The sequence below is a fragment of the Mycobacterium sp. NGS58 genome (assembly GCF_059812385.1).
The window spans coordinates 115,931-136,278 of record NZ_JCALCO010000015.1; the positions used below are offsets into that span (position 1 = coordinate 115,931).

At 65.9% G+C, this 20,348-nt stretch carries 19 protein-coding genes and 1 pseudogene; 8 read left to right on the top strand and 12 right to left on the bottom strand.

Annotation, left to right across the window (positions count from 1 at the left end; translation table 11 throughout):
- Window positions 1–33 precede the first annotated feature (33 nt).
- Genes AC5Y4H_RS15895 through AC5Y4H_RS15920 form a run of 6 tightly spaced genes read left to right on the top strand, consistent with a single transcriptional unit; the run spans window position 34 to window position 7,501 of the window.
- The gene (locus AC5Y4H_RS15895) at window positions 34–1,239 is read left to right on the top strand and encodes a cytochrome P450 (RefSeq protein ID WP_499983137.1); all 1,206 of its coding nucleotides are present in this window, start codon (window positions 34–36) and stop codon (window positions 1,237–1,239) included.
- The gene (locus AC5Y4H_RS15900) at window positions 1,236–2,072 is read left to right on the top strand and encodes a mycofactocin-coupled SDR family oxidoreductase (protein WP_499983138.1); all 837 of its coding nucleotides are present in this window, start codon (window positions 1,236–1,238) and stop codon (window positions 2,070–2,072) included. The genes AC5Y4H_RS15895 and AC5Y4H_RS15900 overlap by 4 nt, the downstream gene beginning before the upstream one ends.
- Window positions 2,073–2,106: 34 nt before the next feature.
- Entirely contained in the window at window positions 2,107–3,075 is a 969-nt protein-coding gene (locus tag AC5Y4H_RS15905) for an enoyl-CoA hydratase/isomerase family protein (RefSeq protein WP_499983139.1), read from the top strand.
- Window positions 3,076–3,094: 19 nt separating this feature from the next.
- Entirely contained in the window at window positions 3,095–5,446 is a 2,352-nt protein-coding gene (locus tag AC5Y4H_RS15910; protein ID WP_499983140.1) for a CaiB/BaiF CoA transferase family protein, read from the top strand.
- Window positions 5,443–6,204, top strand: a complete 762-nt coding sequence (locus AC5Y4H_RS15915) for an SDR family NAD(P)-dependent oxidoreductase (protein ID WP_499983141.1) — start codon at window positions 5,443–5,445, stop codon at window positions 6,202–6,204. Before AC5Y4H_RS15910 ends, AC5Y4H_RS15915 begins: the two co-directional genes overlap by 4 nt.
- A gap of 19 nt (window positions 6,205–6,223) precedes the next feature.
- On the top strand, window positions 6,224–7,501 hold the full coding sequence (locus tag AC5Y4H_RS15920) for a hypothetical protein (protein WP_499983160.1): 1,278 nt from the start codon (window positions 6,224–6,226) through the stop codon (window positions 7,499–7,501).
- On the opposite strand, the gene AC5Y4H_RS15925 is transcribed toward AC5Y4H_RS15920, so the two are convergent.
- The 6 genes from AC5Y4H_RS15925 to AC5Y4H_RS15950 all read right to left on the bottom strand — a co-directional run bounded on the left by AC5Y4H_RS15925 (window position 7,498) and on the right by AC5Y4H_RS15950 (window position 14,239).
- Window positions 7,498–8,859 carry an HNH endonuclease signature motif containing protein gene (locus tag AC5Y4H_RS15925; protein ID WP_499983142.1) on the bottom strand — a complete coding sequence of 454 codons (1,362 nt, stop codon included), beginning with the start codon at window positions 8,857–8,859 and terminating at the stop codon, window positions 7,498–7,500. The two genes, AC5Y4H_RS15920 and AC5Y4H_RS15925, sit on opposite strands and share 4 nt — an antisense overlap.
- A gap of 78 nt (window positions 8,860–8,937) precedes the next feature.
- Window positions 8,938–10,056, bottom strand: a complete 1,119-nt coding sequence (locus AC5Y4H_RS15930) for a M24 family metallopeptidase (protein ID WP_499983143.1) — start codon at window positions 10,054–10,056, stop codon at window positions 8,938–8,940.
- A complete protein-coding gene (locus AC5Y4H_RS15935) occupies window positions 10,046–11,278 on the bottom strand; it encodes a M24 family metallopeptidase (RefSeq protein ID WP_499983144.1) in 1,233 nt (410 codons plus the stop codon). The genes AC5Y4H_RS15930 and AC5Y4H_RS15935 overlap by 11 nt, the downstream gene beginning before the upstream one ends.
- A 77-nt stretch (window positions 11,279–11,355) precedes the next feature.
- Entirely contained in the window at window positions 11,356–12,303 is a 948-nt protein-coding gene (locus tag AC5Y4H_RS15940; RefSeq protein WP_499983145.1) for an SDR family oxidoreductase, read from the bottom strand.
- Window positions 12,297–13,520 (bottom strand): cytochrome P450, encoded by a 1,224-nt coding sequence (locus AC5Y4H_RS15945; RefSeq protein WP_499983146.1) that lies wholly within the window; start codon window positions 13,518–13,520, stop codon window positions 12,297–12,299. Before AC5Y4H_RS15945 ends, AC5Y4H_RS15940 begins: the two co-directional genes overlap by 7 nt.
- Window positions 13,517–14,239 carry a TetR/AcrR family transcriptional regulator gene (locus tag AC5Y4H_RS15950; protein ID WP_499983147.1) on the bottom strand — a complete coding sequence of 241 codons (723 nt, stop codon included), beginning with the start codon at window positions 14,237–14,239 and terminating at the stop codon, window positions 13,517–13,519. The genes AC5Y4H_RS15945 and AC5Y4H_RS15950 overlap by 4 nt, the downstream gene beginning before the upstream one ends.
- A 136-nt stretch (window positions 14,240–14,375) precedes the next feature.
- Between AC5Y4H_RS15950 and AC5Y4H_RS15955 the strand changes: the two genes are divergently transcribed.
- Window positions 14,376–14,852, top strand: a complete 477-nt coding sequence (locus AC5Y4H_RS15955) for a nitroreductase family deazaflavin-dependent oxidoreductase (protein ID WP_499983148.1) — start codon at window positions 14,376–14,378, stop codon at window positions 14,850–14,852.
- A gap of 11 nt (window positions 14,853–14,863) precedes the next feature.
- On the opposite strand, the gene AC5Y4H_RS15960 is transcribed toward AC5Y4H_RS15955, so the two are convergent.
- From AC5Y4H_RS15960 to AC5Y4H_RS15975, 4 genes are all read right to left on the bottom strand, one after another.
- Window positions 14,864–15,496 carry a hypothetical protein gene (locus tag AC5Y4H_RS15960; protein WP_499983149.1) on the bottom strand — a complete coding sequence of 211 codons (633 nt, stop codon included), beginning with the start codon at window positions 15,494–15,496 and terminating at the stop codon, window positions 14,864–14,866.
- Window positions 15,497–15,641: 145 nt separating this feature from the next.
- Window positions 15,642–16,133, bottom strand: coding sequence for a DUF2231 domain-containing protein (locus AC5Y4H_RS15965; RefSeq protein ID WP_499983150.1), 492 nt, complete (start codon window positions 16,131–16,133; stop codon window positions 15,642–15,644).
- Window positions 16,134–16,165: 32 nt separating this feature from the next.
- Entirely contained in the window at window positions 16,166–16,789 is a 624-nt protein-coding gene (locus tag AC5Y4H_RS15970) for a hypothetical protein (protein WP_499983151.1), read from the bottom strand.
- Between the two features lie 115 nt (window positions 16,790–16,904).
- A complete protein-coding gene (locus AC5Y4H_RS15975; protein WP_499983152.1) occupies window positions 16,905–17,714 on the bottom strand; it encodes a SigB/SigF/SigG family RNA polymerase sigma factor in 810 nt (269 codons plus the stop codon).
- 746 nt (window positions 17,715–18,460) lie between these two features.
- Between AC5Y4H_RS15975 and AC5Y4H_RS15980 the strand changes: the two genes are divergently transcribed.
- Entirely contained in the window at window positions 18,461–19,348 is an 888-nt protein-coding gene (locus tag AC5Y4H_RS15980; RefSeq protein WP_499983153.1) for an SDR family NAD(P)-dependent oxidoreductase, read from the top strand.
- 26 nt (window positions 19,349–19,374) lie between these two features.
- Here the strand turns inward: AC5Y4H_RS15980 and AC5Y4H_RS15985 are convergent, their stop codons facing one another.
- Entirely contained in the window at window positions 19,375–20,010 is a 636-nt protein-coding gene (locus AC5Y4H_RS15985; protein WP_499983154.1) for a cutinase family protein, read from the bottom strand.
- Window positions 20,011–20,147: 137 nt separating this feature from the next.
- Window positions 20,148–20,348 (bottom strand): annotated as a pseudogene (locus tag AC5Y4H_RS15990) (hypothetical protein); the annotation flags it as partial.

Sequence of the window (20,348 nt, forward strand, 5' to 3'; positions counted from 1 at the left end):
GGCATCTAAAACTGCAGCGGTAGGAGGGAATTCGTGACGGCGAGCACCGATAGCCATGTTCGTTTCGATCCATACGATGTCGGGCTGATCGCCGACCCGTACCCGATGTTCAAGCGGCTGCGCGACGAGGCGCCGCTGTACTACAACGCCGAATACGACTTCTACGCGTTGAGCCGGTTTGCCGATGTCAACAAGGGCATCATCGACTACGGCACATACAGCTCCGCCCGGGGCGTGATCATGGAATTGATTAAGGCCAACCTCGAGATTCCGTCGGGCATGTTGATCTTCGAGGACCCACCGATCCACGACGTGCATCGCAAGCTGTTGTCGCGGATGTTCACACCCCGCAAAATCGCCGCGCTGGAGCCGATGATCCGTGAGTTCTGCGCCCAATCGCTGGATCCTCTGGTGGGTTCCGGCCGGTTCGATTTCGTCAGCGACCTCGGCGCGATCATGCCGATGAAAGTCATCAGCGCACTGCTGGGGATTCCCGAGGCCGATCAGGAATACATCCGCGACCGCGGCAACGCGCAACTACGCACCGAGCCGGGCAAGCCGATGAGCGCCGCCGAACATGGCTTGTCCGTGGGTGAGCAGTTCGAGGCGTACATCGACTGGCGCGCGGACAATCCGTCCGACGACATCATGACCGAGTTGCTCAACGTCGAATTCGTCGATGAGACGGGTGTGACGCGGCGGCTGAGGCGCGAGGAAATCCTGGTGTACCTCAACGTGGTGGCCGGAGCGGGTAACGAAACGACGACGCGGTTGATCGGTTGGGCCGGCAAGGTTCTCGCGGAGCACCCAGACCAGCGCCGCGAACTCGTCGACAATCCGGCGCTCATCCCGCAGGCGATCGAGGAGCTGCTGCGATTCGAGCCGCCCGCCCCGCACATGGCACGCTACGTGACTCGCGATGTCAGTCTGTACGACCAGACGGTGCCGGAAGGCAGCGTGATGTTGATGCTCATCGGCGCCGCCTGTCGCGACGAACGGCAATTCGGTCCCGACGCAGGCGAATTCAATATCCACCGCACCCCCCGGCCGCACCTCACGTTCAGCGTCGGCGCCCACTTCTGCCTGGGCTCGGCGCTGGCCCGGCTGGAAGGCCGTGTGGCTCTCGAGGAAATCCTCAAGCGGTTCCCCGAGTGGGAGCCCGATCTGGCCAACGCCACGCTCAGCCCGACGTCGTCTGTGCGGGGCTGGGAAACCCTGCCAACCGTGGTGCCCCGATGACCGGCCGAGTCGAGGGCAAGGTCGCTTTCATCAGCGGTGCGGCGCGCGGTCAGGGCCGCAGTCACGCCGTCCGTCTGGCGCAGGAGGGCGCCGACATCATCGCGATCGATGTCTGCGGTCCGATCGAAAACCTGGCCTATCCCCACTCGACGCCCGAAGACCTCGCCGAGACCGCGGAACTGGTGAAGAACCTCGACCGGCGGATCGTGACCGCCCAGGTGGACGTCCGCGACTACGAGGGTCTCAAGGCCGCCGTTGACAGCGGGGTCGAACAACTCGGGCGTCTCGACATCATCGTCGCCAACGCGGGCATCGGCACCTTCGGCAACAAGCTGCACAAGATCGGCGAACAGATCTGGCAGGACATGATCGATGTCAACCTTTCCGGGGTATGGCACACCGTGAAAGCCGGTGTGCCACATATCGTCGCCGGCGGAGGCGGTGGCTCCATCGTGCTGACGGGTTCGGTCGGATCGCACAAGGCCATGGCTTACACCGGCCACTACATCGCCGCCAAACACGGTGTCCTGGGCCTGATGCGGGCGTTTGCGGTCGAGCTGGGCCAGCACAGCATTCGGGTGAACTCGGTGCATCCGAGCCAGGTCAACACGCCGATGACCATGAATGACATCACCTTCCGGCTGTTTCGGCCGGATCTGGAGAATCCGGGGCCGGACGACTTCGCCCCGTTCTCGCAGATGACTCACACGATGCCGGTGCCTTGGGTGGAAGCCGTCGACATCAGCAACGCCGTCCTATTTCTCGCCTCTGACGAATCTCGTTACATCACCGGCGTTTCGCTGCCAGTCGATGCGGGCGCACTGCTCAAATAGGCACCAATTCCGAATCAAGTGAAAGAAGAAGCCCATGCCGGAATATGACTACGAAGAGCTGAAGAAGGAAGCCGAGCAGTACATCAAGTTCGAGAAGGACAAGAAGAACCGGATCGCGTACATCACGTTCGATCGCCCCGACGCGCAGAACGCCACCAGTCTGGGCATGCGGCAGAACTATGCGGACCTGATCCACAAGTGCAACGTGGATGACGACGTCAAGGTGGTCGTGATCCGGGGAGAGGGGCAGGATTTCGGCAGCGGCGGCGACCTGCCCGAGCAGCGTCCGATGCTGGAGAACCCGGGCTTGCCCCTGCATCACGAGCTCGCGATCAATGACGACGACGTCAAGTACCCACCGGGCGGCTCTTACCGCTACCTGTCCACCGTGACCGACTTCTACGCCAAGGCGCGCGCGGGAAACCGGCCGCTGCAGGAGCTTCGCAAGATCAGCATCATCGAGGCCAAGGGCTACTGCTACGGGTGGCACTTCTACCAGGCCGGCGACGCCGACCTGGTGATCTCCTCCGACGATGCCCTGTTCGGGCACCCCGCCTTCCGTTACGTGGGCTGGGGACCGCGGCTGTGGTGGTGGGCCGAGACGATGGGCCTGCGCAAGTTCTCCGAGATGCTGTTCACGGGAAGGCCGTTCAGCGCGAAGGAGATGTATGAATGCGGCTTCGTCAACAGTGTGGTGCCCCGCGACCAGCTGGAAGCGGAGACCGAGAAGTACGCCATGGCATGCTCGAGATCCCGCCCGACCGACACGGTCGCGGTCCAAAAGACCTTCCTCGAGCTGTACAAGCAGCACAAGGGCGAGTACTTCGGCAGCCTGCTGACCGGCATGGTCGAGGGCATGCTGCCCATGATCCAGAACGACGCGGAAGAGGTTGACCTCACCGAAGGTACTTTCAACAAAGGTCTCAACAACGTGGTCAAGGACAACGACATGAACTTCCCGCCGGAGTGGCGCCTGAGCCGCTCGGGCCGCGCGAAGCCCTGACCGTCTTGGCGGGGCGTGCATGTCCGCGCTGACGGGTATCCGGGTCGTCGAATTAGCCGAATCAGTCGCGGGGGAGTACTGCGGGAAGCTGCTGGCCGACTTCGGCGCCGACGTCATCAAGGTCGAGGCGCCGAAGGGCGGCAGCGCGACCCGCGCGACGGCGCCCGTCCTCGCCGACGGGTGTGAAGGCAGCGCGCTGTTCGCCTACCTCAACACCAACAAGCGCTCCGTCGTTCTCGACGTCAGCTCGACGGCCGACGTCGAGCGGCTGCACCGGCTGATCGACACCGCCGACGCTGTCATCGAAGCCCGGTCCGCGGAGTGGTCCGGGCGCCACCCGTCCGTGGTCTTCTGTTCCATCACCCCGTATGGACAAGGGGTGGCCGCCGAGTTCGACAATGCCCGGAGTATCAATGTGTTCCACGCCAGCGGGTGGGGATATCACACTCCGAGCCACCCGGATCCCGGCAAGCCCCCGCTGCAGGGGCCCGGCCGCTTTCTGGGCGACTACGAAGCCGGGCTGGAGGCGGCGCTGTGTGTCGTGTCTTCGCTGTTTGGGCGTCTGCATACCGGCGAGGGCGAGTCGATCGACATTTCCCAGCAGGCCGTGCTGGTCTCACGCGCCGATTGCATCCTGGGCCGCCTCGTCACCGGCGAGGTGCCGGCCAAGGGCACGCGCGATGATTACGACCAGGCGGGCCCGGCGTCGTTCTTCGCCTGCGCGGATGGCTTCGTCTACCTGTATATGACCAGCGGGGCGCACTGGGCCGGGGTGAAAACGCTGATGGGCCATCCCGAATGGCTCGACGCTTTCGAGGACGACTGGCTGGAATTCTCCGTCACCGCCGCGAAAGTCACCGCGTTTCAGCGCGGGTTCGCCTCCTGGGTGGCCGGCCTGCCCAAGGACGAGGCCTCGGAGAGGGCCCAGCGGCTCGGTGTGCCACTGGTGCCCGTCAATGGCGCTGCCGACCTGCATTATTCGCCACAATATCGCCATCGCGGCTTCTTCCAAACGGTCAGCCATCCGGTACTGGGTGCGGCCCGGTATCCGACCGTGCCGTATGCGTTCAGCGCATCGCCCGCCCGAATCAATTGTGCTGCACCATATCTCGGTGAACACACGCTGCAGGTCGTGGAGAGCCTCGATACCCCGCGCCAACGGCCGACGGTCAAGTCGGCGCAACTGAAGCACCCCAAGAACCCGCGGGGCGGGCCGCTGGAAGGCGTGCGCGTCGTCGAACTCACCAAAGTGTGGGCGGGCCCGTACGCCGGAAAGCTGCTGGCGATGCTCGGCGCCGAAGTCATCAAGATCGAGACATCCGACAGCCCCGAGGAGATGCGCGCGTACGGCGGCACCGACATCAACCACGCGCCCTACTTTCTCAGCATCAACCCCGAAATCCTCAGCGTGGACCTCGATATCAAGTCCGCAAGGGGGATGGCGCAGCTGCGCGACCTGATCGCCCGCAGCGACATCGTCATCAACAACCTGCGCCCCGGCGCGATGGAACGCCAGGGCATGGGGTATCAAGACCTCACCGAGATCAAGCCCGACATCATCTCCGTGTCGATCAAGATGTGGGGCAACGACGGTCCGCTCGGTCACCAAACCGGTTACGCACCATGCTTTGCCGCGCTGGCCGGCCCGGCCTCGCTGGTCGGCTACCCCGACGGGCCGCCGCTCGGGACCAGCATGCGATACGGCGACTCGACGGTGGGCGCGGCCGCCGCATACGCCGCTGTGGTGGCACTGCTGCATCGGGAGTTCAGCGGCGCAGGGCAATTCGTCGACGTGTCGGCCGTGGAGACCCTCTCCTCGATGATCGGTGACTGCCTGCTGGAGCAATCGCTGACCGGGCTGTCTCTGGGGCCCGCTGGCAACGCCCACCCGGACATGAGTCCGCATGGCTGCTACCCGTGTGCCGACGGCGCGTGGGTCACGGTGGCCGTCGCGAATGACGCCGAATGGCGCCGCATGTGCCAGGCACTCGGCGAGCCAACGCTGGCCGACGAGTCCCGCTACGCCACCCGCGATGCCCGCCACCGCCACGCCGAAGCGCTCGACGCAGACCTCGCCCGGCTCACCTGCGGCCAGGACGCGGAGCGGCTCGCCGAGCGCCTGGGCGCTGCCGGAGTGCCGGCGGCCAAGAGCGCTACCTCGCTGGATGTGATTGCCGATCAACGGCTGTGGGACCGCGAGCTGTATCGCTTCGTGACGGATCAGCGCGAAGGCCAGCGGCCGGTGCTGGGGCCGTCCTGGCGGATGGCCCGCCGCCCGGCCAGGATCGAGCGCGGCGCGCCGGACCTGGGCGAGGACACCGACTACGTTCTACACGAGTTACTCGGCAAGCAACCGATGGGCGGAACATGACGAGACTGGCGCGCACAGCGGCCCTGGTCACCGGCGCGAGCAGCGGCATCGGCGCGGCAACGGCCCGAGCGCTGGCGGCCGAGGGATCGGCGGTGGCTCTGCTCGCGCGCCGGGCGGACCGGTTGGCGGAGCTGAAAGCCGAGATCGAATCCGCCGGGGGCACAGCGCTGGTGGTAGCCGCCGACGTGACCAATGCCGAACAGGTGGCGGCCGCCGTGCAGCGGACCGTTGCCGAGCTGGGGCGCCTCGACATCCTGGTGAACAACGCCGGCCTGATGCAATCGGCTCCCGCGACCGAGGCGCCGCTGCGGGACTGGGACCAGATGGTCTCCGTCAACGTGCAGGGTGTCCTCTACGCCACTCGCGCGGCGCTTCCCCACCTGATCGACGCGGCCGCCGACTCGCCGCGCGGCGTGGCCGACCTCGTCACCATCAGTTCCACCGCCGGCTGGGTGGCCCGGCCGCATACCGCGGTGTATTCGCTGACCAAATTCGGCGTGAACGCCTTCAGCGAGGGCCTTCGCCAGGAGGTGCTCGGCAAGCGGGTCCGGGTCGGCGTGGTCGGCCCCGGAACCGTCGACACCGAGATCTTCAGCCATTTAGCCGAGACGTCACGGGAGGCTTTCGAACGGCAGACTGCCGGCATGGTCATGCTGCGGCCCGACGACATCGCGGATGCCGTGTTGTTCATGGTGACCCGCGATCGCAGGGTCGCGGTCAATCACATGTTGGTGCGCTCGGCCGAGCAGACCTGGTAGCGGCGTGGCCTCGGATTGGGTGATCGGCGATCATCACGGTTTGCCGTTCCCGGCTGAACCCGCGGCACTGCTCAGCGGGGGAGCGTCTTTCCTGACCAACGCGTTTCGGGCCTCCGGCGTGCTCACGGAGAACACCGTCACCCGGATCAGCGACTTCCGGGAGATCGCCGAAGGCAGCACGGGACGCAAGCTTGTGTTGTCGGTCGAATACGACCGGCCCGCACCGACTCTGCACACCGACCTGTTCGTCAAGTTCTCCCGCGATCTCAGCAATCCGGTGCGCGACCGCGGGAAGACCCAGATGGAGTCCGAGGTCCGGTTCGCCTCGATGGCACGGGAGCCGCAATTCCCCATCGCAGTACCTTGCCCGCAATTCGCCGACTATCACGCTCGTAGCGGGACCGGAATCTTGATCACCGAACGAATCAGCTTCGGTGTCAACGGGATCGAACGCCAATATCACAAGTGCCTCGACTACGAGATGCCCGCGCCGCTGGAGCACTACCGGGCGCTGCTGACCGCCCTGGCGCGGGTTGCCGGAACGCACCGGTCCGGTCGGCTGCCCGCGGAACGTACCGCGCAGTTTCCGCCGGATGTTCGGGCCGCGACGGTGGGCGAGCGGGCACCGCTGTCGCTGAACAACGTGGAGCGACGAATCGATCAGGTGGCCGAATTCATCCATACCCATCCCGGGTTGGTGCCGGCTGGCCTGGGCGCGACAGAGTTTTTGGCGCGTTTTGCCAACGAGGCACCGCGGCTGGCCCTGTGCGAGGATGCGGTCGCGGACCACTTGGCCGCCGACGATGACTACGTCGCGCTGTGCCACTGGAATGCCAACATCGACAACGCTTGGTTTTGGCGGGACGGCGGCGGCAATCTGCGCTGCGGGCTGATGGACTGGGGATGCGTCAGCCAGATGAACCTGGGCATGGCCCTGTGGGGGGCGATGTCGGGAGCCGAGAACGAGATGTGGGATAGCCACCTCGACGGCCTGCTGGAAGTGTTCGCCGCGGAGTTCCAACGCTATGGCGGTCCGCGCCTGGAGCCGAACAGACTGCGCCGACACACGCTGCTGTATGCGGCCGTGATGGGTGTGGCCTGGCTGCTGGACGTACCGGCGTTGATACGCAAGCGATTCGATGTTGCACCGACCAGCCGGACCGACCCTCGGATCAAGGAAGACGAGAGCGTGCGCGCCCCGCTGCAGATGCTGTCGAACCTGCTGCTGCTGTGGCAACGAAACCCAATGGGCGACCTGCTCGACGAGGCACTGGGCGAGAAAGGGCGTGTGGCCTAAGGGTCCTCGTCGTCTTGGTCGTGCAGCAGCTTCTCGGGATGGTGAAATACGTTGACACGGGGCTGGCCACGGTCCAGGTGCGGGGGTGGAAGCCATTCGGTGTCACCGCGGGCGTTCTTGCGGGTGGTCCAGCCCTTGGGCCGCAGGAGGCGGTGCTGGGGTCCGCAGGCAAAAGTGAGGTCGTTGACGTCGGTGGTGTGGCACGCGGCGTACTCGGTGACGTGGTGAACCTCGCAGTAGTAGCCGGGCGTGGTGCACCCGGGCGCGGAGCAGCCGCGATCCTTGGCGTACAACACGATTCGTTGGCCGGGGGAGGCCAGGCGTTTAGTGTGATACAGCGCCAGCGCCTTGCCCTTGTCGAAGATGGCCAGGTAGTGGTGGGCGTGCCGCGCCAGGCGAATCACGTCGCCCATCGGCAGGATGGTGCCGCCGCCGGTCAATCCATGCCCGGCGGCGGCTTCCAGCTCGGCGAGTGTCGTGGTGACGACAATCGAGGCCGGTAAGCCGTTGTGCTGGCCCAGCTCACCGGAGGCCAGTAATCCTCTGAGCGCCGCGTTAAGGGCGTCGTGGTTGCGTTGGGCGGCGCTGCGACCATCCTGCTGAACGGCCTGCTCGCTGGGGGTGCCGTCGACGCAAGGGGTGTCGTTCAGGGGATTGCACATGCCGGGTGCGGCGAGTTTCGCCAGCACGGCTTCAAACGTGGCGCGCACCTCTGGGGTGAGCCAGCCGCGCAGCTGCGACATGCCGTCGGCTTGCTGGTTGCCCAGGGTCAGGCCGCGTTGCCGAGCCCGGTCCTCGTCGGTGAAGGTGCCGTCGGGGTTGAGGCAATCGGCCAGGATGGCGGCCAGCTTGCCGAGTTGTTCGGGCCGATAGCGGGTTCCCTCCATGGCGAGTTTGGCCTCGGCCTGCTCGCGGGTGCCGGCGTCTATCCAGCCGGGCAATTCGCGGTAGAACTTGCGGATCACCGCGACCTGGCCGGGTCCGAGCGTGCCGTCGCGTTGTGCGGTCGCGGTGGCGGTCAACACCGGCGGTATGGGTTCGCCGGTCAGGCCATAACGAGGGCCGAGGTCGCGCGCCTCTTTGATGCGCCGGGAGGCTTCGGCGCGGCTGATCAGCGTGACCTCGGTGATCGCATGGACCAGCGTGCCGCCGAGTTCCTCGGACGGGGCCTGGCGGGCAAGTGAATTGATCAGCGGATGCTCGACGGCCGGGATACGCCGGCGCATCGTTTCGCAGCGTTCCAGCATCGCCAACTGCTCACGGGTGGCCAAAGCTTCGCAGTCATAACCGACCAGGTCGTCGAAGGCCGCGTCGATGACGTCAAACGCCGCGAACAGGGCCTCCGGATCTACATTCACACCCCGAAGCTAGCGCAGCCCACCGACAGAAAAGGCCACCTTGAAACCAGTGAAGCCACAGTGGCACAAGTGATTTCGCTAGGACCAGGCCGGGCTCGTGGTCAGCACCTCCTCCCCACCCTCGGTGATATGCACGGTGTCTCGACGGAACACCGCGCCGACGCCCCGCTGCCACACATACCCGGTTATCGCCAACACCATTCCGGCCTCGATTCGGTCATGTTCGCCTGCGGCCGCGAGCGTTTCGGATACCACGGGCGGGTCGAACCCCAGGCCCAGCCCGTGCGCAATCGGCATGGGCGGGATCGGTTCCCCCGCCGCGTCATACGCGGCTAGCAGATCGCGGGTGTCGGCACCCGCCCGACAGGCGGCAAGCAAATTGTCGGACAACCGATCCGAGCGCCCGAAGAGCGCGCGGGCCTCGGTGGTGACGCCGCCGCCGGCCGGCCAGGTCCGGCCGGCTTCGGCGACGTAGCCGTTCGCCAGTGCGCCGGCGGCAAAGGCGACGAGGTCGCCCGGCCCGACCTCGTGCGCCGCGGCGCGCCGCCATGGCTGGTCTCGGGACGTCACCCACGCGGCATCCTGGGTCGCAGGCGTGCTCACCCCGCCCGCGGCCATCGCCTGCATCATCACCCCGGCCAGTGTGCGCTCCGAGACCCCCGGCGCCAATTCGCCCACGGCGGTGGCCAGTCCATGTTCGGCGACACGCAATGCCTGATCCATCGCCGCGATTTCGCCGGGCGTCTTGATGCGCCGCGCCGCACGCATAGCGGGCTCGGCGTCGACGAGTTCGGCACTGGGAAAGGCCTCGGGCAGCAGTGCGGCGAAAGTCGGTGTGATCGCGTCGGTGCCGACCCGTCGCGCAGCCTCGGCGCCGTCGATCTTCTTCAGGACGTCGATGAGCGTCATGGGGTTCCAGGCCAGCCCGTAGAGGTGATCGTGCCCGATCTCGTCCGGGACGCCCTCGTCGTCGGTGCTGTTGAGGTAGATGTCTCCGGTGGCGCGCACCAGCACGCACATCGGCCCGAAGGGCCGGGTACCGGCGATCCACAGCTGCGGGGCGCCGGTGACGTAACGAATGTTGGCCTGCCGCCCGAGAACCAGGATGTCGAGGTCGTGTTCGGCCATCTGGGCCAGCGCCCGTTCGCGCCGGCCCGACCGCAGCGCCCGCGGGTCGGGCAGAACGTCAGTCGCCATAGGGGGTATAGGGGTAGTCGGTGATCGGCGCATAGCCGTCTTCGGTGATCACCACGATCTCCTCACTGCGATAGCCTCCGGTGCCGTCCTCCCACACCACAGGTTCCAGCACCAGAACCATGCCGGGTGGAAAGACGAAGTTGTCATCGAACTCCTCGCCGAGATCCGTTCCGATCATAGGGGCTTCCGCGGGGTAGGTGCCGATGCCGTGGCCCAGGTAGAAGTGCGGCAGCCACGGTTTGCGGCCGCCATTCGCCGCTATCGCCGCCCGCGCCAGGTCGCCCGAGGTCACGCCGGCTTTGGTGACCGCGAGCACGGCGTCCAAAATCGCACGCCACTGCCGGAATTGATCTTGCTGCCGCGGCGTGGGCGGTTCGCCGACAATCCACGTGCGCCCGAAGTCCGAGCAATATCCGTGGTAGGTGATGCTGATGTCCGTCCACAACACATCGCCCGCGCTAAGTTGGCGATCGGTAGGGAGCAGCGGCAGCGCGAGGTCACCGTGCGTCGTCCACACGCCGGCCTCCCGCGAACTCGGCATCACCTGCCAGATGGCCTCCAGCATGTTGGTGGTGGCGCCAAGTTCGAACGCCTGTCGGACGAAGGTCGCCGAAAGATCGATTTGTCGCACGCCCGGCTTCAGCGCCCTATGCACATCGACGATCGCCTGTTCGGTGATGCGGGCCGCCCTGCGCAGACAGGACAACTCGTCGCGGGTCTTCACCAATTGCGCGGCACCGAGCACGATCGCAGCATCCGTCGGGGGCCCCGCGGGGAACAGCGTGGCCGCGGCCCGCCGCATGGCCCCGGTGAGTTCGTCGACGGCGATACGCGCCCCGGACGGGACGAGACCGCCCAGCGCCCGCGCGAAATCCTGTACGCCATAGTCGGATTCGAGGTAGGCGGGGCCGTGCAAATGATCCTCCGGCACGGGATATTCCGTGGACGCACCGCTGCGGAACGGCATGAACAAGTGCGGGTGCACGTCCTCGGCCAGCACGACGGCGACCGGGCGCTCCACGTGTGACAGGCCGGCGTCCAGGAGCGGCCAGCTGGCACCGGTCGCGTAGCCTACGTAGCCGTTCATCAGCAAGATCAGCGCGTCGACACCGTGTTCGGCCATCGCGGACCGCAGCCGCGCGCCGATCTCGGTGCGCATCCGGGCCCAGTCCGGCTCATCGGGGATGTCGAGCGCTGACGCGTGGGCGGCTACCGGGGTCATGGGTTCACGGTAGACGTCCGGCACTGGCAATTCCGACTGTCGCGGATCGAAACGCCATCTATCACCACTTTCTGAGGTCAAGCCGGATAGCCGACGCCGGTGAGCTGTTCGGAGAGCTGCCACACTTGTCGCATATCGGGTTCGCTGCGCGCAAGCGGGGGGACACCCGCGAAAGTGACTCCACCCCTGACGGTTTCGTAGAAACCACGAGGTCCGTAATATTTTCCGCCCTGCGCCTCCGGTGATGCCGCGGCGTAGAGGGTCGGCTTGATGCCTTCGTCGACGTCGAGCCACATGAATGGCAGCAGCCGCCAGGTCAGCCGCGTCAGTCGGGCCTGCAACGTCGGTGTGGTGCGGCCGTACGAGGCACCGCTGAGCAGGTTCGTTTTGGACAGGCCGGGGTGTGCGGCGTTGGATATCAACCCCCACCCGCCCAGGCGGCTGCGCCGGTCCAGTTCGATGGCGAACATCAGCTGGGCCAATTTGGCGACGCCGTACGCGTGCATGGGCTTATATTCCCGTTGCGCGTTGACGTCGCCGAAGTCGAGATCGCCCTGGGTCGCGGCGATGCTGCTGACGGTCACGACTCGCGCCGATTCCGCCGCGCGCAACAAGCCCAGCAACCGGCCGGTCAGCGCGAAATGTCCCAAATGGTTTGTGCCGAACTGTAATTCGAATCCGTCACTGGTCTCTTGCCGTTGCGGGGGCGTCATGACCCCCGCATTGTTGATCAGGATGTCGAGCGGGCGGCCTTCTGCGGTCAGTTCCTCTGCCATCGCGACCACACTGGATAGCGAGGACAGGTCGAGTTGCCTGATGCTGAGTTTGGCCTCGGGCATTTCGCGGCGGATCTCGCCAATCGCCCGTTCGCCCTTGGTCCGGTGGCGGACCGCCATCACCACGTCGGCACCCGCGGCCGACAGGCGCTTCGCCAGGCCGAACCCCAGACCGCTGTTGGCCCCGGTCACCACGGCCAATCTGCCACGCAGATCCGGAACTTCCAGCGACAGGTCGGGTTTCACCATGTCACGGGCAGCTCGTAGAGGCCGTAGGCCAACGCGTCATGCTTGAACGGAAGGTCATCCAGCGGCACGGCAAGCTGTAGCGTCGGAACGCGGCGCAGCAGCGTGGGCAAGACGATCTGCAATTCCATGCGGGCCAATTGCTGACCCACACATTGGTGGCGGCCGTAGCCGAACCCGACGTGCGGCCCGTCTTCGCGGAGCAGGTCCAGGCGGTCCGGGTTGGGGAACTGGCGGTCATCCCAGTTGGCCGGGGCGACGTCTAAGATGATGCCGTCGCCGGCGCGGATCGTCTCGCCGCCAATTTCGATGTCGTCGACGGCGATTCGGCGCTGGCCGGTCTGGATGATGCTCAGGTAGCGCATCAGCTCTTCGACCGCGGTGGCGACGAGCTTCGGATCATCGGCGTCGCGCAGCAGTGTCCGTTGATCGGGATGTTCGAGCAGGGCCGCGATACTCAGGCTGATCATGTTCGCGGTGGTCTCATGACCGGCGATCAGCACGCCGGTGGCCAGTTGCGCCGCCTCGCGCACACTGATCTCTTCGGCGTTGACCCGCTCGGCCAGGTCGGACACCAAATCCTCTGAGGGATCTTGCATCTTCGCCCGCACCAGGTTGGCCAGATACTTCGCCAGCGAGGCGGCGCCCTGGGCGGTGTCCTCCTCGGTCGCGTAGCGGCCCATGCCTCGCTGCGCTTGGGCCTGGAAGAATTCCGCATCCTCATACGGCACGCCGAGCAGCTCGCTGATCACCAGGGAGGGAACCGGCAATGACAGGGTGCTGACGACGTCGCCCGGCTTCGGGCCTGCCAGCAGCGCCTCGATGTGGTCGTCGGTGATCTTCTGAACCGCGGGCCGCAGCGCTTCAACTCGCTTGAACGTGAACGGCTTAGACAGCATCCGGCGGAAGCGGGTGTGCTCTTCGGCGTCGGACGTGAACACCGAGCGCGGGCGCTTGTGCACCGTGGCCAGCATGCCCTCATTCCAGTGCGGATAGCCGGGCAACCGGTCATCGACGCTGGTGCGGGAATCGGTGAACAGCGCGCGGATCGCCTCATAGCCGTGGATGAGCCATGGGGTGCTGTCGTCCCAGATCCGAACCCTGCTCAGCTGCTTGTCGGCGTTGAGCTCCAATACCTTCGGAGGCGGCGCGAACGGGCAACCGGGCGCCCGTGTCATCGGAAACTCCGGGATATCGGTTGCGGTGGATCCTTCGGTCATCGTGCTCCTCGGTTGTAGGCCTGCGCTTGCGCCTGTTCGGGTCGGGCGCCGACCGCGCCCACGTGGACCGGTGCGCGCCACACGCCGACGATCGCGTCGATCAACCCTTCGCCGGCCACCGGCCACGCCGACCGCGACCGCGATCCGTGCTCTGCCAGGGCGCCTTCGTGTTCCGCGCAGGTGTGCATGAGTAGGTTGCGCACCATCACCATCCGCTCCGCACGCACCCGCTTGGGCAGGTCCGGTAGGCAGCGGTTGATGCCGTCGAGTGTCTGCACCAGCAAGGGAGACGCCAGTGCGTCTTTGGTGACCACATGGCGGTATGTCGGATCGGCCATGGCCTGCGCGGCGAACCGGGCGTACCAGGTCGGCGTGCCCAGCGCGGACAGATGATCGGTCAGCGGGCGCACCAACGCGCCGACCCAGTCCCGTAGCTCGGTCGAATCGCCGATGGCGGCCAGCATCCGGGCACGTAGCTCCTCGATCGGCTCACGATGCTTGCTTTCGATCGCGCGAAGCAGGTCGGCCCTGGTGCCGAAGTGGTAGCAAGCCGCGGCATTGTTACCCTGTCCGGCCGCTTCGCTGATCTGCCGGTTCGACACGGCGTACATTCCCCGTTCGGCGAAAAGCACTTCGGCGGCCGACAGGATGGCCTCTCGGGTGCCCGTCGACCGATCGGAGCGGGCAACCCGCTCGGCAGTCATCGCCTCAGTGAACACCCGGCGCCCGGGTTAAATCAAGCAATTTATTTATTCGGCGCAGTGCCGACTCGAGAAGTTGCCCAAACGCCGGTTCGTCAACGGCATTTCATCGCACGGACGCCTCTATCCGGCCACCGCGGAATACAGTCGTTCCATGAATCCGCTGCAGCGGTGGGTCCGCAACCCGACGGCCTACCGCCTGCTGATCCTCCACGGCCACCAGGTCGTCGAATGGCTCGAAGCCGTGCTTCGCTTCCTGACCAGCGGACGGTTCGGCGTGTTGGATTTGGCCGGCCTGCCCAACGTGCGGATCACCGTCTCGGGCCGCAAGACCGGGCTCGCCCGGAGCGCCACCGTGCGGTATGTGCCCTTTCGTGAGGGTCTGCTGCTGGTCGGATCCAACTGGGGGCGTGCGCGTCACCCGTCCTGGTCGGCGAATCTCAAAGGGGCGCAACGGGTCACCGTGCGGCGTCGCGGCCACCGGTTCCTGGCGACGGCGCAACTGCTCGGTGGCGCGCAGCGCGACGAAGCGTGGCACGAAGTGCTGGCCGCCTGGCCGAATTACCGGCTGGCCCAGGAATGCGCAGGAGGACGCCGGTTCCGGCTCTTTCTGCTCACGCCAACGGCGTGACCGCTCGAGATCTAGCCGCCGAGTCCGTTCTTGACCGCGGCAGCCTGCTTTTGGCCGACGTCGGTGACGAAGTCCGGCGGCACCAGAGAGTTGGGTGGGCCGTCGAACTCAAGTTCAGCGAAGGCCTTGCCTTCGGTGAACAACAGCAGGGTCACTCCTTTGGCCCCGTCTGGCGAGGGGCCCGAGATGGTCGTGCCTCCCGCGCCGATCTCTATCGGCACGGGGGAGCCGTGCACCACGCCGTCATGCGTCGACTTCGCCGATTCCAATGCGCTCTGCGCGGCGGCGGGATCGGACAGGATCTGAATGCTGTCGACGATCACGTGCGTGTGGTCGTTGTTGCTGAAGGTGGTGCTGGCCCCCGGTTGTCCGTTGGGATTGTTGATCGGTGGGGTGGCCGTGAAGATTTCGGGGGCATCGATATCGCTGGCCGCGATGAGCAACCGCGTGTAGTCGGACGGCTGCGCGCCCGCGGACGTCGAGGCCGGGGTGTGGCCGGCCGAACTCGAGGCGCCGGACGGCGACGTGGCCGACGACGATGTGGCCGGCGATGATTTCGATCCGTTGCCGCAGCCGATGACCGTCGCGCCCGCCAGTGCCAGGGTCAACGGCACTCCAATGACAAGCCTGGGTAATTTGCTCATCAACATTTCCTTCCGCCCCCGGTTTCGACACCGCAAACGGTAATGCAACGCAAGCGCCCATGTCGCAAACTGTGGCTAGCGTGCCACAGTTACGGTGGCCGCTGCTGTTAAGACGCATCGAGGGGTTTTGCCGCCGGCGGTCTCGTCAGCCTGCGTGATTCTTGGTCAGGCGCGCGATCTCTGTACCCCAGACCGATTGCGCACCGGCATCGCCCACGCGGTAGATCTGGACCATCGACGAGACCCCCACCGCCAGAACCAGTATCGCGACGAGTATGCGGGTGGCGGCCCGGCCCTTGTCGGATCGGCGTTCCGTCACCCGCACTGCAACCAGGACGATCGCGGCAGCCAGCAAGGCGGCCGCGAAGTAGGACATCAAACTGCCCCGCTCGGCGTGTTCGCGCAGGATCGGGCTGGGATTGTTTCTCAGGTCGTAAAGCCATTCGCCGGCGTTGATGGTGATCGGTGTCAACACCATGGTGACCACGGCCAGGAGCAGCGTGAGCCACATCAGCTGCCCGCGCCGGGCGGCCGGCCACAACCCGCAAATGATTTCCAGCAGTGCGGTCAGGGGCACCAGCACCAGTACGAAATGCAGCAGCAGGGCGTGAGCCGGCATGCCGTTGATGACATTCATCTAGCGTCCCCCCGATGGTGGTGGCGCAGCGGCTAGCTGCCGAGCCCCTTCTTGATGGCCGCGTCTTGCTTTTGGCCGACGTCGTTGACGAAATCCGGTGGGGCCAGCGTGTCCGTCGGGCCGTCGAATTCCAGCGTGGCAAGCGCCTTGCCTTCGGTGAAGAGCAGGATCACCACTCCCTTGCTGCGATCTGGGGTGTTGCCCATCAACATCGTTCCGCCGCTGCCGATGTTCGACGGTTGCGTGGTGGATTCCTTGATCACGCCGCCCTGTTGGCCCTTCGCAGCGTTCAACGCGTTTGTGGCGTCGTCGGGATCGTCGTAGACCTGGATGGTCACCTTGATTGCGTGGCTACCATCGTCGTCCTTGAAGGTGGTCGCCACGCCCGGCTGGCCGTTGGGATTGTCGGTCGGAGGCGCGGCGGTGAACGGGACCGGGGCGTTGATGTCACTGGGCTGGATGAGCAGCTTGGCGTACTCATTGGGCTGCGCCGGCGCCGACGACGCCGGCGCGGAAGCGGTGGCCGAGGTTGCCGAACTGGCCGAACCCGACTTCGACGGCGACGGCTGCGACTTGTTGCTGCCGCAGCCGGCCACCGACACTGCCAGCGCCGTCGCCGCTGCGACACCCGCTATCACCGTTCGTGACATCGTCATCGCATCGAGTTCCCTTCCAGGTCTACTGGCGACAAAGTTCGGGTTGTCCTTTTCAGTCGCACAGTACAGGGCCGCGCGGCAAGGTATGCCGCGCAGCGCCTGGGAGAACTACCGCCTACTCGAGTTGATCGCGCAGGGAGGTCAGCGTGTTCGCCAGGATGCGAGACACCTGCATCTGCGACACGCCGATCCGCTCCGCGATCTGGCTCTGCGTCATGGATTCGAAGAACCGCATGCGCAATACTTCGCGTTCACGCTGCGGAAGGGTGGCAACCAACACTCGCAGGGCTTCCCGATTGGTGATGTGTTCGATCTGTGGATCGAGATCGCCAACCGAGTCGGCTACCGAGCGAGGTGTTCCCGAACTGTCCGCGCCGAGTGGCGCGTCGAGGGAGTCGAGCCGATAGGCGTCACCCGCGACGAGGCATTCGACGATCTCCTCGCGCGGAACCTCGAGCACCTGGGACAGCTCACCGGCGGTGGGCGCGCGCCCAAGCTGCTGGGACAGATCCGCGGTCGCTCTGCTGATCTGAACATGGAGCTCACGCAGGCGCCGCGGGACGCGCATTCCCCAGCTGTAGTCGCGAAAGTAACGCCTGACCTCGCCCATCATGGTGGGCACGGCGAATCCGATGAAGCTGGGACCTTTCGCGGGGTCGAATCGGTTGACAGCGTTCATCAGCCCCAGCCGCGCGACCTGGATCAGGTCCTCGAGACCTTCGCCCCGACGGGCGAAGTGGCTGGCGACGTGGTCCGCCAGCGGCAGGCATCGGGACACGATGCGTTCGCGCTGGTGGGCGTACTCGTGCGATTCGGCCGGCAACTGCTGCAGCGCCAGGAACATGTCGACGACATCGTCGTACGAATCGTCGGTCTTGGTCTTGGGTCGCGGGGCTGGCCGCGTTGCAGAGATAACGTTGGTCATCGGCTTGCGCACCCCATGCTCACCCGACTAATCGTGTAAACAGTTGCGCGAGAACAAGTTTGCATGCTGACTCTCTCCTAGAGTCGTATGCAGTGGGGGCCGCGACGATGCGCATCTCTCGCCCCCACAGCATCTCGATCCGCCGGACGGTCGAGTGGTCAACGCATGAAGGAGCGGGGAGCTGACTGGGGCTGATGCGCCGGAGCCATACCAAGCTCAGTAGCCGTGCGGCTGACTGGACCGCTTTTAGCTAAACGGCGACACGTCCATAACGGACTTCATTGGAGACTATACGCCCCCTGTGCCCCGCCCGGCTATCGCCCGGGCAACCGATTCGCATAATTTGTGAACAGTTTCCACTGTGCACGAGCGGGGAGCCGGCAAGCCGCAAATTCAGAGTTCAGGACTTCCTGCATGGGTCACACCGCTATCCAGCTGGGATGTTGTGGGCCGTGGGCCGTCCGACGGCGAACTGGCCGGCGCTCTGGCAAACACCTGTGTTGCGAAGCGTTGGGGTGCAGGGCGGTGAATCCAGCCCAATCATCCGGTTGGTAGGGGTCGCTTCACTCGCCGGACCCACATGATCGGGCAGGACACGTTGGTTGGTTCTCATTTCCGGTCCGGCTGGGTACTGTTCGCCTCATGTCCGTGACGTCGATCGGCGAGCTCGGCTGCCTCCGACATCGAGACCGCTTCGCGCGCAACGCTTTACATGGTTCTCGGCTGGTCCACTGTGGGATCGGGCGATGAGCGGCACCGAGGCTCCGCTAGACGGCCGCGGCGTGGTGGTATCGGGTGGCAGCCGCGGCATCGGGCGGGCGGTCGCCGAGCTGCTGGCCAGCCTGGGCGCCGGTGTGGTGGTCAACGGGCGTGACGGGCACGCCGTGCAGGAGACGGTCGCGGCGATCACGGCATCAGGCGGGCGGGCCACCGCGGTGGTGGGAGCCGCAGACGACGAGCGCGTCGCCGACTCGCTCGTCGACGCGTGCGTGAGCATATTCGGGCAGCTGGACACGCTGATCAATTGCGCCGGCATCGCTGAACCCCCGGGTTCGTCGATCCTGACGATTTCGCCGGAAGAGTTCGACCGCCTGATCAGTGGCCACCTGGGCACGACCTTCCACACCTGTCGAGTGGCCGCTCCGGTGCTGACCGCGCAGGGGCACGGCGCCATCGTCAACACCAGTTCGGTGGCGTTTCTCGGGGACTACGGCGGCACGGGGTACCCGGCCGGCAAGGGTGCCGTCAACAGCCTGACGATGGCCATTGCCGCCGAACTGAAGCCGCACGGCGTGCGGGCGAACGTGGTGTGTCCCGGCGCACGGACCCGGCTGTCCACGGGTGCCGAATACGAACGACACATCGAAAACCTGCATCGCCGCGGGCTGCTCGACGAGATGACCATGCGGGCGTCGCTCGACAGCGCTCCGGCCGAGTTCGTCGCGCCGGTCTACGCCTACCTCGCGAGCGATTTGTCGCGTGAGGTGACCGGTCGAATCTTCGTTGCCGCAGGCGGTTTCGTGGGCAGCTTCGATCGCCAAACACCGCGGCTGCTGGCCTACCGCGACCATCACCAGGCCCAGCCGTGGTCGGTGCGCGACGTCCACCACATGATCGGTGGCGCCACCCAGTGACTAGTCGCCCCGGATGCGCTCGAATCTCAAGACAGCCGATTGGCGGCGAAATCGGCGGCTTGGTCAACCATGCCCGCCTCGACGTATTGGCGGTGGGCGGCGGGGTTGCCCGCGCCGGAACAGACCGGGTCGCCGGGTACGCACAATTCGAGCGTCATCGCCGAATAGAGCGGCCCAATGTTCACCGGCGGCTGATTGATGATGCTCATGAACTGGCCCGATGGCTTGCCGAACAGCGCCACCGCCGCCACATGGTTGGCGACTTCGGCCGGCATCGGCTGTAGCGCCTGCACCAGGTGGACGCCGTCCGGTACGGCGCTTTCGGTGACGAAACCCATCACCGCGGCACCCTGCGAGTAACCGCCGAGCACCATCTTGGTGCGGGGGCAGTTCGCCGCCATCTGCTCGACATGGGTGCCGGCGTCGCTGATGCCGTCGGCGGCCGTGGGGAAGTCGGTGGTAGCCGGGTAGTTCACCGGATAGACGCCTACCGACTTACTGCCGACGTGCGACCGCAAGGTGTCGACGAAGCTCTGGCCGATGCGTCCGACACCTGGCGGTTCGGTGGTGCCCCGGGCGAACACCACCTCGACATCGGGGCAGGGTTCTGCTGAGGCCGCGGATACCGGGCCGATGACCAGAGCCCAAATCATCGACAGCACAGCACAAGTCAGTACAGCAAGAGGGTGCGCCTTCACATCGCGATCCTGCCACAGGACAACGCAGAGCGCGCGTTGTGCGGTCGCCCACCGCCTCTGATGTGACGAAGGCCTCTGAGTCACCGACTCGCGAGCGCCCACTAACCGTCGGCGTGACCCTGCCGCTTCCGAAGTAGGGACCGGGCCGTACGCAGCACGCCGCGGAACGCGTAGGCGGCGGCCAGCACACACAGCAGGATCAGGACGACGAACATCGGCAGCCAGTTGTCCCTGCTGTGGCTGACGTTCCACCAGACGATCGTGAACAGCACGGCGCAGATCAGCAGGACCACGTCTCGCCA

What these genes read in the sequence shown, in the direction of transcription:
- AC5Y4H_RS15965 (WP_499983150.1), bottom strand. Translation starts at nt 16,133, where the DNA reads ATGAATGTCATCAACGGCATGCCGGCTCACGCCCTGCTGCTGCATTTC.
- AC5Y4H_RS15980 (WP_499983153.1), top strand. Translation starts at nt 18,461, where the DNA reads ATGAGCGGCACCGAGGCTCCGCTAGACGGCCGCGGCGTGGTGGTATCG.
- AC5Y4H_RS15910 (WP_499983140.1), top strand. Translation starts at nt 3,095, where the DNA reads ATGTCCGCGCTGACGGGTATCCGGGTCGTCGAATTAGCCGAATCAGTC.
- AC5Y4H_RS15975 (WP_499983152.1), bottom strand. Translation starts at nt 17,714, where the DNA reads ATGACCAACGTTATCTCTGCAACGCGGCCAGCCCCGCGACCCAAGACC.
- AC5Y4H_RS15970 (WP_499983151.1), bottom strand. Translation starts at nt 16,789, where the DNA reads ATGACGATGTCACGAACGGTGATAGCGGGTGTCGCAGCGGCGACGGCG.
- AC5Y4H_RS15935 (WP_499983144.1), bottom strand. Translation starts at nt 11,278, where the DNA reads ATGACCCCGGTAGCCGCCCACGCGTCAGCGCTCGACATCCCCGATGAG.
- AC5Y4H_RS15940 (WP_499983145.1), bottom strand. Translation starts at nt 12,303, where the DNA reads ATGGTGAAACCCGACCTGTCGCTGGAAGTTCCGGATCTGCGTGGCAGA.
- AC5Y4H_RS15955 (WP_499983148.1), top strand. Translation starts at nt 14,376, where the DNA reads ATGAATCCGCTGCAGCGGTGGGTCCGCAACCCGACGGCCTACCGCCTG.
- AC5Y4H_RS15945 (WP_499983146.1), bottom strand. Translation starts at nt 13,520, where the DNA reads ATGACCGAAGGATCCACCGCAACCGATATCCCGGAGTTTCCGATGACA.
- AC5Y4H_RS15915 (WP_499983141.1), top strand. Translation starts at nt 5,443, where the DNA reads ATGACGAGACTGGCGCGCACAGCGGCCCTGGTCACCGGCGCGAGCAGC.
- AC5Y4H_RS15900 (WP_499983138.1), top strand. Translation starts at nt 1,236, where the DNA reads ATGACCGGCCGAGTCGAGGGCAAGGTCGCTTTCATCAGCGGTGCGGCG.
- AC5Y4H_RS15930 (WP_499983143.1), bottom strand. Translation starts at nt 10,056, where the DNA reads ATGGCGACTGACGTTCTGCCCGACCCGCGGGCGCTGCGGTCGGGCCGG.
- AC5Y4H_RS15905 (WP_499983139.1), top strand. Translation starts at nt 2,107, where the DNA reads ATGCCGGAATATGACTACGAAGAGCTGAAGAAGGAAGCCGAGCAGTAC.
- AC5Y4H_RS15960 (WP_499983149.1), bottom strand. Translation starts at nt 15,496, where the DNA reads ATGAGCAAATTACCCAGGCTTGTCATTGGAGTGCCGTTGACCCTGGCA.